The sequence below is a fragment of the Pseudogulbenkiania subflava DSM 22618 genome (assembly GCF_900177275.1).
Taxonomy (GTDB): Bacteria; Pseudomonadota; Gammaproteobacteria; order Burkholderiales; family Chromobacteriaceae; genus Pseudogulbenkiania; species Pseudogulbenkiania subflava.
In genome coordinates this window covers 185,712-198,925 of record NZ_FXAG01000002.1, presented here as the reverse complement: position 1 = coordinate 198,925, position 13,214 = coordinate 185,712, and the positions used below count along the sequence as shown (strand labels likewise).

Here is a 13,214-nt window from a genome sequence, read left to right as displayed (position 1 = left end):
CCGTCGCGACCCCGCGACGGGAGGCTTCCCCCGCCATGCGTCGCGCGGGCGGTTTGGTTTGCCCGACACTTACAGCACCGACAGCCCCGGCAGCGTGGCGAAGCTGGTTTCGCGCACCGTGGCGAGGAAGTCCTGCATGTAGGCGCTCTGGGCATCGTTCTCACGCAGCGCGGCATAGAGTTCGCTCTTGAGCCCGGCCGCCCCGATCGGCCGCGCCACCACGTAGCCGCGCTCGAGGTAGGGCTTGACCGCCCAGAACGGCAACGCCGCCACGCCGCGCCGGCTCGCCACCAGCTGGATGATGGCGATGGTGAGTTCGCTGGTGCGGCGCGCCGGGTTGACGCCAGCCGGTGCCAGCACCTTGCGCATCAGGTCCAGCATGTCATCCGGCACCGGGTAGCTGATCAGCGTCTCGCCGGCGAAGTCCGCGGCCGACCAGTTGCGCCGCTCGGCGAGCGGATGGTCGCGCGCGGCGATACCCACCATCTCGTAGGCGAACAGCGGCTGGTGCACGATGCCGGGCTGCGCCTCGGCCTCGGAGACGATGGCGAGATCGGCGCGCCGCGTCAGCAGCAAGCCGACCGGGTCGGCATGAAAGCCCGACACGATGTCAAGTTCGACCGCCGGCCAGTGCTGGCGGAAGGCGTCCATCGCCGGCATCAGCCAGTCGAAACAGGTGTGGCACTCCACCGCCACGCGCAGCTCCCCCGCCTCGCCCTGGCGCAGCCGCGCCAGGTCGCGCTCCGCCGCCGCCACCTTGCCCACCAGCTCGCGCGCCAGCGCCAAGAGCCGCTCGCCCGCCAGGGTGAAGCGCAGCGGCTGGGTCTTGCGCTCGAACAAGGCCAAGCCGTAGTGCTCCTCCAGTTGCTTGAGCTGGTGCGACAGCGCCGACTGCGTCAGGAACACGCGCCGCGCCGCCTGCGACACGCTGCCGGTTTCGGCCAACGCCAGCAGGGTCTTGAGGTGGCGGATTTCCAGTGCGCTGTTGATCATGAATGAAATCGATACAAACCGTCAAAATAATGAGTTTGTATCATATAGCAAAACATCGCATCCTTGCTCCCGTGATTTTTTCCCATCGAACGAGCCTGTTTCAGCAGGCCTGCGAGCCAAAACAGCTTGAGCGCCGCAGCGCACCGGAACCGGAATGGACCCGTAGTCCATGAGGATTCCGTATCGCTGAGCGAATCCCTGCGAACCCATCTATCGCTGAGCAAATCCCTGCGTGCCAATCTTCGATTGGCTCAGCGCTGGATTTGCATGCAGAGATTGGCTCAGCACTGGATTCGCACGCCGTACTGCCGGCACTCAAGATCGAAGGCATCGCGGCCGAATGAAGCAGGCCAGAAGGAGCATGACCATGACCACCATCCATCTGCTCGGCTTCCCGCGTATCGGCGCCCGGCGCGAACTGAAACAGCTGCAGGAAAGCTACTGGAAACAGGACATCGACGAAGCCGCGCTACTCAAGGGCGCGCGCGAGCTGCGCCAGCGCCACTGGCTGCTGCAGAAGGGGGCCGGCGTCGAGCTGGCACCGGTCGGCGACTTCGCGCTGTACGACCACGTGCTCGACGCGCAAATCCTGGTGGGCGCCCTGCCCGCGCGCTTCGGCTTCGACGCTGCCACCCTCACCACCGCGCAGTACTTCGAGCTGGGGCGCGGCAACGCCCGCCAGCCGGCTCTGGAGATGACCAAGTGGTTCGACACGAACTACCACTACCTGGTACCGGAATGGCATGCCGACACGGCGTTTTCGGCCAACCCGGCGCCGCTCTTGGCGCAGCTGCGCGAGGCGCAGGCGCTGGGCCTCAAGGCCAAGCCTGTACTGGTCGGTCCGCTGACCCTGCTGTGGCTGGGCAAGGTCAAGGGCGCCGCGTTCGACCGCCTCCACCTGCTGCCGGCGCTGCTCGAGTGCTACCGCGAGCTGCTGGCCGCGCTGGCCGCCGCCGGCGCCGAGTGGGTGCAGATCGACGAGCCGATCCTGGCGCTCGACCTCCCGGCCGACTGGCTCGGCGCCTTCGCGCCGAGCTATCAAAGGTTGGCCGAAGCCCCGGTGAAACTGCTGCTGGCGAGCTACTTCGGCAGCGTGGCCGAGCACGCTGATCTGCTGCAGAAGCTGCCGGTGGCCGGGCTGCACCTCGACCTGACGCGCGCCCCGCAGCAGCTCGACGTCTTCCTCGCCGCTTGGCCGGAGCACAAGGTGCTGTCCGCCGGGGTGATCGACGGGCGCAACGTGTGGCGCGCCGACCTCGGCGCCGTGCTGACGCGGCTCGAAACGGCACGGGCACGACTGGGCGAGCGGCTGTGGCTGGCACCGAGCTGCTCGCTGCTGCATTGCCCGGTCGACCTGGCACAGGAGCTCGCACTCGACGTCGACGTGAAGACCTGGCTCGCCTTCGCGGTGCAGAAGCTCAACGAGCTGAAGCTGCTGAAGCGGGGGCTGCTCGACGGCCGCGACGCCATCGCGCCGGAACTGGCCGGCAGCGACCACACCCAGTCCTCGCGCCGCACCAGCCCGCGCATCCACCGCCCCACGGTGCAGGCGCGGCGGGCGGCTCTCTCCGGCGACAGCGACCGGCGCCACAGTCCCTACCCGCAACGCGCCGCCGCCCAGCGCACCTGGCTGGACCTGCCCCTTCTGCCCACCACCACCATCGGCTCGTTCCCGCAGACCGCCGAAATCCGAGCCGCGCGCGCCGCCTGCAAGCGCGGCGAACTGGATGCCGCCGGCTACGACGCCGCGATGCGCCGCGAGATCGAACTCGCCATCCGCCGCCAGGAGGAACTCGGCCTCGACGTGCTGGTGCACGGCGAAGCGGAGCGCAACGACATGGTGGAATACTTCGGCGAGCAGCTGTCCGGCTACGCCTTCACCGAGCACGGCTGGGTGCAGAGCTACGGCAGCCGCTGCGTCAAGCCGCCGATCCTCTACGGCGATGTCGAACGCCCCTCCCCGCTGACGGTGCGCTGGGCGGTGTACGCGCAGAGCCTGACCACGCGTCCGGTGAAGGGCATGCTGACCGGCCCGGTGACGATGCTGCAGTGGTCCTTCGTACGCGACGACCTGGCGCGCGCCACGGTGTGCCAACAGATCGCGCTGGCCTTGAACGACGAGGTGCTGGAGCTGGAAAACGCCGGCATCCGCGTGATCCAGATCGACGAGCCGGCCTACCGCGAGGGCCTGCCGCTGAAGCAGTCCGAGTGGCCGGGGTATCTGGCCTGGGCCAGCGCGGCGTTCCGCCTGAGCACTGCGGGCATTGACGACGCCACGCAGATCCACACCCACATGTGCTACTCGGAGTTCAACGACATCCTGCCGGCGATCGCCGCGATGGATGCGGATGTAATCACCATCGAAACCTCGCGCTCGGACATGGAGCTGCTCACCGCCTTCGGCGACTTCGCCTACCCCAACGAGATCGGTCCCGGCGTGTACGACATCCACAGCCCGCGCGTACCGGGCGAGGCGGGGATCGAAAACCTGCTGGAGAAGGCGCTGGCGGTGATCCCGGCCGGGCGGCTGTGGGTCAACCCCGACTGCGGCCTGAAGACGCGCGGCTGGCCGGAAGTGGAAGCGGCGCTGGCGAACATGGTGGCGGTGACGCGCCGCCTGCGTGCCCGCCTGGCCGAAACCGTGGTCTGAGCATCGCCGTAAAATGCACAAAGGGCAGCGTCGCCAGACGGTGCCCTCAGGCTGCAAACAAAGTACTTTGATACGTATTTACAGGACCCGGCAAAGCCGGGCCTCTCCACCCAGTAGTTGATCCAGCAGCCTTCCCATCTATTCCCAATCCCTCTGCCCTTGCCCTGCAAGGGAGCCTCGCTACGCTCGAGAGGACTTATCAACAATCTGGAAGGGCCAAGCTTGGCCGAAACCTACTCGCTGCTGGTCAGCATGCCCGGCGTCATCATGACCTTGAGCCGCACCGACTCGAAACCGTGGCGCTCGCGGTGGTTGAGCCACCAGATCGCCCCCTTCTTCACGCTCCACAGGTCGGGCTGGCCCGACATCAGCTGCGCCGCCAGCCGGCCGAGGTAGGGCTGGTGCCCGACCACCACCACGGTCTTGCCCGGCTCGGGCCACCCGGCCGCCTCGAGCACGCTCGCCGGCGAGGCATCGGGATTGATCTCGGGGACCACTTCGTAGCTCTTCATCAGGAAGGCGGCGGTCTGCTGCGAGCGGCGTGCCTCCGACGCCAGCAGGGTGAATTCGCGCGGCAGGCGCACGCGCAGCCAGGCCGCCATCAGGTGCGCCTGCTGCTGGCCCTTGCGTGTCAGGCGCCGCGCCAGATCGTCCGCACCGTCTTCGGCCTCGGCGTGGCGCCACAAAATCAGGTCCATGTTGTCCTCGCTCCTTGTCGTTATCGCCCCGTTCCAGCATAGCGCCGGGGCAGGCAGACGGGCAGTGTAACCAGACCGGATGTCAGCTTGGTGTCAACGCGCTTAAAGGCGCATGAAGCCGAGCACGATCGGCACAAGCACCGCCGTCACCAGCCCGTTCAGGCCCATCGCCAGGCCAGCGAAGGCGCCCGCCGTTTCCGACAAAAGGAACACGCGCGCGGTTCCGATGCCGTGCGCCGCAATGCCGGTGGCCACGCCCATCACCAGGTCGTCGTCGAGGCGCAGGCGGGAGAACAGCGGCTTGACGACGACTGCGCCGAAGATGCCGGAGACGATGACGAAGGTCACTGCCAGTGCCGGGATGCCGCCGATGTGTTCGGCGATGCCGATGGCGATCGGCGTGGTCACCGCGCGCGGCATCAGCGACAGCAGGATTTCGTGCGGCAAGCCGAACGCCGCGCCGAGTCCCACCGCGCTGAGTATGCCGGTGAGGCTGCCGGCGAGCAGGGTCAGCGTCAACGGCAGCGCGGCGCGCTTGAGCCGCGACAGGTTGTGGTAGAGCGGAATCGCCAGCCCCACCGTGGCCGGGCCCAGCAACAGCTGGATGAACTGCGCCCCCTTCATGTACTCGGCCGGCGAGATGCCGCAGCCCAGCAGCACCGCGATCACCAGCAGGCTGCCGATCAGCACGCTGTTGGTGAGCGGATGGCCGTGGGCGCGGCGGTTGAGCCACAGCGCCAGACGGTAGGCCGCCAGCGTCAGGCCGAGGCCCAGCAGCGGCGAGCCGCGCAGCCATTCCAATGCCGCGGTGACGTTCATGCCGCGCCCCCCCGCCGCCGGCGCGCCAGCAGCAGCTTGAGCAGCAACGCCGGCACCAGCAGCGTGATCAGCGTGGCGCCGGCGAGCGTCGCCAGCAGCGACCAGCCGTGCGCCGTCAGCAACGACCAGTAGACGATAACCCCGGCACAGGCCGGGATGAACAGCAGCGAGAAATGGCCGAGCAGTTGCGGCACGTGCGTGTTCAGGCTGGTAGGAATGCCCTTCTTCACGCACAGCGTCAGAAACAGCAGCAGCATGCCGAGCACCGCGCCGGGCAACGGCAAGGCCAGGCTGCGACAGATCAGCTCGCCGGCGAGCTGGTAGCCGATCAGCCAGATCAGGGTTTCGATCACGATTCGATCCAATCAAGGTCAACAGAGATAACGCCCACTCCAGCAGACGCGCGGGCCAAAGCCGCCGGGGCGCGGAGACACTTCGGGGGTGGCGTAAAGCCCCCCGCCCGGATTGACTGGGGCCGGCGCCCACCGAGCCATATCGGCACCGCGTCAGCCGGGAACGGGCTGCCGCCCATCCCGGAGAACCCAAGACGCCACGGTGCCGCCGGCTCCTGCGACAGGCCTTCCACCATAACAAAATCACCGCGTCTCTACGACCGCGGGTTAACCCTCGAACGCGACACCCCGGGCCGGGCCGCAGGCTGAAACGGGACAGCGTTCGGCGGCTTTGGCATAATGCGCGCCATGCTTCCGGATACCGCTTGGGCTGCCACGCCCCCCTCCCTGCCGCCGGCCCTGTCGAGTTGCCTGACCGAGCCCGGCTCGCTCACCGAGCGGCTGATGAACTGTGGCCACGCTTTCGCCGTCCGCGTGCTGGCGCAGGGCGACGACCGCGTCCACGACGACGAGGTGGAGCTGCTCGGACTGCCTGCCGGTGCCGCGCTCTACGCCCGTCACGTGGCGCTGACGCTGGACGACACCCCGGTGGTGGTGGCGCGCAGCGTCACCCGCCTCGCCTGCCCGGCCTGGCACCCGATCCTGCAACGCGGCAGCCGCTCGCTCGGCTTCACCCTGTTCGGCGGCCACGCCGGCATCGTGCGCGAGCCCTTGGCCTATCGCGAGATCGACGCCTCCCACCCGCTGTTCGCGCTGGCGCAGGCGCACGACCCGGCTTCGGCCAACCTTTACCCCGCGCGCCGCTCGCGCTTCCTGCTGGTGAACACACCGCTGATCGTGTGCGAGCTGTTCCTGCCGGCACTGGAGAGATTCCTGCCATGAACGCCCACCTTAGCGACCGCCTCACCGTCTACAGCCAGCTGATGCGCATCGACAAGCCGATCGGCACCCTGCTGTTGCTGTGGCCGACGCTGTGGGGGCTGTGGCTGGCCGGCAACGGCCGCCCCGACGCCATGGTGGTGACGATCTTCATCGCCGGCACTTTCCTGATGCGCTCGGCCGGCTGCGTCATCAACGACTACGCCGACCGCGACTTCGACGGCAAGGTGGAACGCACCAAGGCGCGCCCGTTCGCGCGCGGCGCGGTGAGCAAGAAGGAGGCGCTGCTGCTGGCCGGCGGGCTGTCGCTGGTCGCGCTGCTCTTGGTGCTGCCGCTCAACCCGCTGACGCTGCTGTTGAGCGTGCCGGCCGTGTTCCTCGCCGGCAGCTACCCGTTCACCAAGCGCTTCCTGCCGATTCCGCAGGCGTATCTGGGCATCGCCTTCTCCTTCGGCATCCCGATGGCCTTCGCCGCGCTCACCGGCCACGTGCCGGGTCTCGCCTGGCTGCTGCTGCTGGCCAACACCTTCTGGACCCTGGCCTACGACACCGAGTACGCCATTACCGACAAGCCGGACGACCTCAAGATCGGCATCAAGACCTCGGCCATCACCTTCGGCGACTACGACGTGGCGGCGGTGATGCTGTGCCACGCCGTGTTCCTGGCACTGATGGTACTGGTGGGCCAGGAGGCGCATCTGGGCGCCGCCTACTACGCCGGGCTGGCGATTTCCGCGCTGCTGATGGTGCAGCAGTACTTCGCCATCCGCGGGCGCGACCGCCAGCGCTGCTTCAAGTCCTTCCTCGACAACAACCGCGTCGGCGCGGCCATCTTCGCCGGGCTGGTGCTGGACTTCCTGCTGCGCTGATCGCCATCCGGCAAAAACACGAAACGGGCCAGACGGCCCGTTTTTTTGTTGGGTACAGGCCCCTCGAAACCTGTTCAGAATCTGTCGCGAGCAGCCCTCAGCGGGGTGAAGAGCAGCACAGAAACCGGAATGGACACGGAGTCCCTGAGGATTTCCGATTGCTGAGCGAATCTCTGCGTGCCAATTTTCGATTGGTCCAGCGAAAGATTCACACGCAGCGCGCATGAGCCCCGATCAGGGCTGCGCAGTAAGATGATGAATGGGTTCTCATGAGGTGCGGAACGGCAGGCGATAACGCTGCCCTTCCACCTCCAGCGTCATGATCCAGTCCTGGCGCTGGCTCACGCACATCGGCAGCGTCACGCGCGCTTGCCAGCCGCCCGGCGCGGCCACGAAGCGGTAGCGGTTGAAGCCCATGTCCATGTCGCGCATGCTGAACTCGGCTCCCGGCGCTTCCTTGGCCGCCCCGGTCAGTTGGATCTGGAACGGCAGTCCCGAGCGGGGCGCGCTGGCGAACTGCAGCTGCATGCCGTTGGGCAGCCGGCAGCTGGTCTGCGCCGGGTCGCACGCCACCTCCTGCACCGCGGCCTCCGCCGGACGGCTCAGGTACCAGCTGATCAGCGCGAACTTCACCGCCCCCAGCAACACCAGCGCCACGCCGATGGTGGCCCACTTCAGCTGCGTGCGGGTCATCGCCACGCCCCCCGCATCAGCGCCACGCCGTGCGCGCCGTGCGCGCGGGCATCGCCCAGATCGGCCGCGCTCAGGCCGCCCAGCGCGTACACCGGCAGCGGCGTGCCGCCTGCCAGCCGGCACTCGAAGCCGTCCCAGCCCAGCGGTGCCGCGCCCGGATGACTGGCGGTGGCCTTGACGTGGCCCAGCAGGACGTAGTCCAGCCCCAGCTCGGCGGCCTTGTTCAACTCTTCCGTCGAGTGCACAGAGGCACCGACCCAGGCGAAGTCCGGCCGCACCGTGGCTTCGGCCAGTCGCTGACCGTTCAGGTGTACGCCATCCACCGGCCAACCGGCCAGCCAGGCAGGGTCGGCGTTGACCACGACCTTGCCGCCGCGCGGGTGCACGATGGCCGCCACGCGCTCGGCCAGCGCCGCCAGTTCGTCGCGCCCCAGCTGCGGCTCGCGCAGTTGGATCAGCGTCAGCTCGGGCCGAGCTTCCAGCGCGTCGAGGAAAGCCTCGACGCCGATCTCGTGCGCGCAGCTGATGGCGTACACGTCCGGCAGCTCCAGCGACTTCAGGATCGGGCCGTTGGCCGGCAGCATCGGCCCCACGGTGTACTGTCCCGGCACCTGCCAGGCGAAGTCCTGTCCCTCGTGCGGCTGCGGCGTGCCGTCCCAGGCCCAGATGCGGTAGAAGGTCAGGTGCACCGAGGCGTGCTCGTAGTGATGCACCTTGGTCAGCCACGGCGTGGCGTGGGTGACGGTAATCCCCATCTCCTCGTGGAACTCGCGCACCAGCGCCGCGAACGGCGCCTCGCCCGGCTCCACCTTGCCGCCGGGAAACTCCCAGTAACCGGCGTAGGGCTTGCCTTCGGGGCGGCTGCCGAGCATGAACGAGCCGTCCGGGCGCATCAGCGCGCCGGCGACGACGGGAATGATTTTGTGATCGGACTGCATGGGGGAACCGGAAAGCGATGGATGGCCGGAATGATAGCGCGTCGGGGCGGCTTTGTGTCGGACGGGGCGGATAAGTGCCGGTTCTAGCAGGATTCTCCGCCCGGTCGAGGCCGGACGAGGAAAGGTTGGCCGAAGCCGCCGCCGTGGCATAGGCTGAACGATAGCCGGACCGCGCAGCAGGAGATCGCCCCATGAGCACAGTATTCTTCGACGTTGCCGTCTCGCTCGACGGCTACATCGCCGGGCCCCACGCCCACCCGCACAACCCGCTGGGTAACGGCGGGCGGGGCCTGCACCAGTGGATGTTCCAGACCGCCACCTTCCACGAACGCCTCGGCGGCAGCGGCGGCGAAGCCTCGCCCGACGACGCGCTGGTGCGGCACGTGTTCGAGCGCGCCGGCGCCTACGTGCTGGGCCGGCGCATGTTCGACGAAGGCGAGGTCGGCTGGCCCGAGAACGCGCCGTTCCGCGCCCCGGTGTTCGTGCTGACGCACAGCGCGCGCGAACCGTGGGTGCGCCCCGGCGGCACCACCTTCTACTTCGTCACCGACGGCATCGAAAGCGCGCTGGCCCAGGCGCGGGCCGCCGCCGCCGGCAAGGACGTGCGCATCTCCGGCGGCGCGGACACCATCCGCCAGTACCTCGCCGCCGGCCTGATCGACGAGTTCACCCTGCACCTCGCGCCGGTGCTGCTGGGCGGGGGTGTGGGGCTGTTCGAGCAGTTGGGGCCAGACCAACTCAAGGTCGAGCAGACGACGGTGAGCCACTCGCCGCTCGCCACGCACATCAACTATCGGGTCATCACCGGCACGCCACGCTGACACCAGGTCAGCCCCTGGCCCGTGCGGGCGCGACGATCAAAAACGCCCCGGCCTTCTTGGCGGGCGCGAAAAGGAGCCCTCATGCGAAAGATCATCGTATCCGAGTTCATGACGCTGGACGGCGTCATGGAAGCCCCCGGCGGCGAACCCGGCCACCCGCACACCGGCTGGGTGCGCGACTTCATGGGCCCCGAGCAGCTGCGCTACAAGCTCGACGAAGTGCTCGAGGCCGAGTCGCTGCTGATCGGACGGATCACCTACGAATCGTTCGCCGCCGCCTGGCCGCAGCGCTCGCAACCCAGCCACGGCGCCGACCCGGACTTGGAGCGGGTGGCCGAGCAGCGCAGCGAGATGCAGCAGTTCGCCGACAAGATGAACGCCATGCCCAAGCACGTCGTCTCCACCACCCTGCAGAATCCGCAGTGGAACAACTCGCACGTGATCGGCAGCGACGTCGCCGGGGAAATCGCCCGGCTCAAGCAGCGGGAGGGCGGCCCGATGCTGGTGATCGGCAGCCGGCTGTTGGTACACACGCTGATGGCGCACGATCTGGTCGACGAGTACCGCATCATGATTTTCCCGGTGCTGCTCGGCAGCGGTCGGCGTTTGTTTCCCGAGACGCCGGACAAGACGGTGTTGCGGTTGGTGGATAGTCGGACGTTCAGTACGGGGGTGGCGGTGCATAGCTATTACCGGGCGTCCTGGTAGGTTGGGCTGAGCACAGCGAAGCCCGGCATTGCCTCGCTAAATGCTGGCCGACCTTTTAGAGCCTTGGGAAGGTGGCTGATTAGCAGGGCTTGCCGGTTCCGCCCGGCAGCCTCGTAGGTTGGGCTGAACACCGTGAAGCCCAACACTGCCGCCGTTGATATTGGGCTTCGGCCAACCTTTTAGCCTTGTTGGGGTTGTTGATTTGTAAGGTTTGCCGGTCCCGCCCGGCAGGCGGGTCAAGGGAATTGCATGGCCAATTCCCTTGACAATCCCAAGGCCACCCCCAGGATCCCCGCCCTTCGGGTTCCCTGTCACAAGCCGTCTGGCAAGGCGCTGGCGGAACTCGCCATTCGCTAACGTCGAATGGCTCAAACAGCCGCCAGCTTAAAACCTTGCCAGCCAACTTGCGCCCGGCGGGGATCAAAGGGGCCAACCCTAGCTACCGACAGACGTGTTCCCAATGATCAAAGATTGGCCAAAACTCCCGTTAGCTTGGTTGCTACAACCGCACCAATGAACCCCGGCCCCTTTTGTGCGCCGGTTGGGTGGCGCTGGCGAGGTTTTAAGCGCCCGGCTAGTTACGGGCTCGCCTCGCCAGTGACAGGCCCCGACCGGGAAGCCGCCGGCCGCACAAACGGGGTGGCCTTTGGGGATGCAAGGGGGCTTTGGCCACGCAAAGCCTCCTTGCCCGCCAGCCGGCGCGGGACCGGCAAACGCAACACACCATCAATCATGGCACGACGCAATTGCTGTATGATTATTGAATATTCAAAGTTATAGACGCTTGCTCCACAAGGCTTACAGCATGGAACAGGCCCATCATGATGCAATGAAATACGTCTTTTAGGACGCCTACTTCTAGTTAGAGTTCAATACTTACGAGCGATAAAAAATGGCCGTAGAAGAAAAAGACACAAAGAGTTGTTTTGTTGTTACACCCATTGGAGCTGACAACTCTCCAACACGGCGAGCCGCTGATGGATTAATCAGCGCAGTGATTAAACCAACCTTGAAAGAAATGGGGTTTGAAGCTCACGTAGCGCATGAGATCGCCACGCCTGGCTCGATCACGAGACAGGTCATTGAGCATATTCTTTATGATGAACTTGTCGTCGCAAACCTGACTGAACTTAACCCAAACGTAATGTATGAACTTGCGGTTCGGCATTGCGTTGGTTTGCCGATTGTTGTTCTAGCAGAAAGTGGCACAAAACTTCCTTTTGATATCTCAGATGAAAGGACTGTTTTCTTCCATAACGACATGCATGGAGCCGTCGACCTCAAGCCAAGACTGAGAGCGGCTATTGATTCGGCTCTTAGCGAAAGCGAACCTGACAATCCGGTGTACAGAGTGGCTCAAACCAAGGTAATGCGAGAAGTCACTCAAGCTGATGATGCACAGAGCTTTTTACTTAAGAAGCTTGATTACATTGAGTCGTCGGTAAACGAACTACGGCATAGATCGCAGCTCCGAGAAGAGCCGCGTCAACTTCCATTTAGATACACCGTATACGCTGGCGGCGAAAAAGAGTCCATTCGAGAGCTATTGAAACTTATTCGAACGCTGCCTGGCATCGAGCGCGTAGTAATTCTTGGCATGTCAACTGAGGTCAGATTGCGCGACGAAGTATCTTCGATCACGCATAGGTTTCGGATTGAGTCAATGGAGCCCATTTCGATGCAAGAAGTTGAGTTCATGGCATCTCACTGCAACGTTCAAATCGAGAAAGTGCGCGATCACTCATCACTCTAACAATTCTGTCGAGAGGAACCGCCCACAAGCTGCGCTTGTAGATACCCTTCACGGCTTCGCCGCTACGGTGGCCCCTCAGGTCAGACGTTAGGTGCTGTATATGGAAACTCGCGCATCCATCTGCGCTTTGGTTGACAACACAGGAGAGGTTGAGGAAGCGGAGTTTTGGCTCGAGTTGAACCAGAAGCGGCTTTCGTACGTGTCTGCAATGAACGGGGGGGCTGCGTATTTTCTTGGGATGTACGGGGGCCTAAGGAAGTTATCGACACGCTCCCTTTTCACTTATCTTCGGGCAGTTCGTGGGCGTCGAGCATTCCGGAATGATTGGTATGGTGCCTAACCCATCAATCAACACGGACGCGCTGACGCTCACCGGTTATCGTTCACGTTGGGCGGCGTAATCCTGATGAAGCTAAATCAAGCAGCTTTCGACGTTGGGCAATTAGCCGAACGTTTATCCCAAGGCTACTATGCACATCTAGCGGCAATTTCAGTCGCGACTGATCCCAGGGCCGCACAACTCGCGCCACAAATTCAACCGGGCCAGATTGTGCCAGTGGCAGACGTGAAGCGGAAGGATGGGACAGCTCACGTGTTTCATTTCCTTCACTTCCTTTCACTTGCGAGTAGTGACGATCTAATTGCTGCGGAACTAGAGCGGGTCTGGTTTGCCGGTACCCTATTGCGGGTCGGCGATGCATTGGCGCAGCATCAGTACTTTGATCGTGCGCCCGAACTGGAATTGCTTCGCCATCTAAGAAATGGTATTGCTCACGGAAATCGATTCAGGATCGACAATCCGTCAAGCCTCACAAAATTTCCCGCTCACAATCGGCTTGCCTGGATAAGGAGCGACTTGAAATCAGACTTTGAAATTGAACCTGCGTTAAATGGAACGGAAGTGCTTTTCTCGTTTATGGAGCCCGGCGATATTCTGGACCTACTAATGTCCATCGGGCTTTATCTCATCCGCATGGGAAATGGTGATCCTCTCAGGCCATAAGGGCAAACCCGCCCAACCCATCATTCCACCTGACCTG

13 protein-coding genes are annotated in these 13,214 nt (G+C 64.8%); 7 read left to right on the top strand and 6 right to left on the bottom strand.

Features of this window, described 5'->3' with window-relative positions:
• Positions 1 to 69: 69 nt before the first annotated feature.
• A complete protein-coding gene (locus B9N72_RS02520; protein ID WP_085274868.1) occupies positions 70 to 993 on the bottom strand; it encodes a LysR family transcriptional regulator in 924 nt (307 codons plus the stop codon).
• Between the two features lie 367 nt (positions 994 to 1,360).
• On the opposite strand from B9N72_RS02520, the gene metE reads away from it, so the two are divergent.
• Positions 1,361 to 3,643, top strand: coding sequence for a 5-methyltetrahydropteroyltriglutamate--homocysteine S-methyltransferase (gene metE, locus B9N72_RS02515; protein WP_085274867.1), 2,283 nt, complete (start codon positions 1,361 to 1,363; stop codon positions 3,641 to 3,643).
• Between the two features lie 233 nt (positions 3,644 to 3,876).
• Here the strand turns inward: metE and B9N72_RS02510 are convergent, their stop codons facing one another.
• The 3 genes from B9N72_RS02510 to B9N72_RS02500 form a co-directional block, all read right to left on the bottom strand.
• Positions 3,877 to 4,341, bottom strand: a complete 465-nt coding sequence (locus B9N72_RS02510; RefSeq protein ID WP_085274866.1) for a SixA phosphatase family protein — start codon at positions 4,339 to 4,341, stop codon at positions 3,877 to 3,879.
• Positions 4,342 to 4,443: 102 nt separating this feature from the next.
• Positions 4,444 to 5,160, bottom strand: a complete 717-nt coding sequence (locus tag B9N72_RS02505; protein ID WP_085274865.1) for an LrgB family protein — start codon at positions 5,158 to 5,160, stop codon at positions 4,444 to 4,446.
• On the bottom strand, positions 5,157 to 5,513 hold the full coding sequence (locus B9N72_RS02500; protein WP_085274864.1) for a CidA/LrgA family protein: 357 nt from the start codon (positions 5,511 to 5,513) through the stop codon (positions 5,157 to 5,159). The genes B9N72_RS02505 and B9N72_RS02500 overlap by 4 nt, the downstream gene beginning before the upstream one ends.
• Positions 5,514 to 5,861: 348 nt before the next feature.
• On the opposite strand from B9N72_RS02500, the gene B9N72_RS02495 reads away from it, so the two are divergent.
• Both B9N72_RS02495 and ubiA read left to right on the top strand, forming a co-directional pair.
• Positions 5,862 to 6,395, top strand: coding sequence for a chorismate--pyruvate lyase family protein (locus tag B9N72_RS02495; protein WP_234985863.1), 534 nt, complete (start codon positions 5,862 to 5,864; stop codon positions 6,393 to 6,395).
• The gene (gene ubiA, locus B9N72_RS02490) at positions 6,392 to 7,261 is read left to right on the top strand and encodes a 4-hydroxybenzoate octaprenyltransferase (RefSeq protein WP_085274862.1); all 870 of its coding nucleotides are present in this window, start codon (positions 6,392 to 6,394) and stop codon (positions 7,259 to 7,261) included. Before B9N72_RS02495 ends, ubiA begins: the two co-directional genes overlap by 4 nt.
• 267 nt (positions 7,262 to 7,528) lie before the next feature.
• On the opposite strand, the gene B9N72_RS02485 is transcribed toward ubiA, so the two are convergent.
• Both B9N72_RS02485 and B9N72_RS02480 read right to left on the bottom strand, forming a co-directional pair.
• Positions 7,529 to 7,954: a hypothetical protein gene (locus B9N72_RS02485; RefSeq protein ID WP_085274861.1), complete on the bottom strand. Its 426-nt coding sequence runs from the start codon at positions 7,952 to 7,954 to the stop codon at positions 7,529 to 7,531.
• Positions 7,951 to 8,892 carry a Nudix family hydrolase gene (locus B9N72_RS02480; RefSeq protein WP_085274860.1) on the bottom strand — a complete coding sequence of 314 codons (942 nt, stop codon included), beginning with the start codon at positions 8,890 to 8,892 and terminating at the stop codon, positions 7,951 to 7,953. Before B9N72_RS02480 ends, B9N72_RS02485 begins: the two co-directional genes overlap by 4 nt.
• 191 nt (positions 8,893 to 9,083) lie before the next feature.
• Between B9N72_RS02480 and B9N72_RS02475 the strand changes: the two genes are divergently transcribed.
• The 4 genes from B9N72_RS02475 to B9N72_RS02460 all read left to right on the top strand — a co-directional run bounded on the left by B9N72_RS02475 (position 9,084) and on the right by B9N72_RS02460 (position 13,177).
• Entirely contained in the window at positions 9,084 to 9,713 is a 630-nt protein-coding gene (locus B9N72_RS02475) for a dihydrofolate reductase family protein (protein ID WP_085274859.1), read from the top strand.
• An 81-nt stretch (positions 9,714 to 9,794) separates the two neighbouring features.
• On the top strand, positions 9,795 to 10,421 hold the full coding sequence (locus tag B9N72_RS02470) for a dihydrofolate reductase family protein (protein WP_085274858.1): 627 nt from the start codon (positions 9,795 to 9,797) through the stop codon (positions 10,419 to 10,421).
• 892 nt (positions 10,422 to 11,313) lie between these two features.
• On the top strand, positions 11,314 to 12,174 hold the full coding sequence (locus B9N72_RS20545) for a hypothetical protein (protein ID WP_200810866.1): 861 nt from the start codon (positions 11,314 to 11,316) through the stop codon (positions 12,172 to 12,174).
• 406 nt (positions 12,175 to 12,580) lie between these two features.
• Positions 12,581 to 13,177: a hypothetical protein gene (locus tag B9N72_RS02460; RefSeq protein WP_085274856.1), complete on the top strand. Its 597-nt coding sequence runs from the start codon at positions 12,581 to 12,583 to the stop codon at positions 13,175 to 13,177.
• The last annotated feature ends 37 nt before the right edge of the window (positions 13,178 to 13,214 follow it).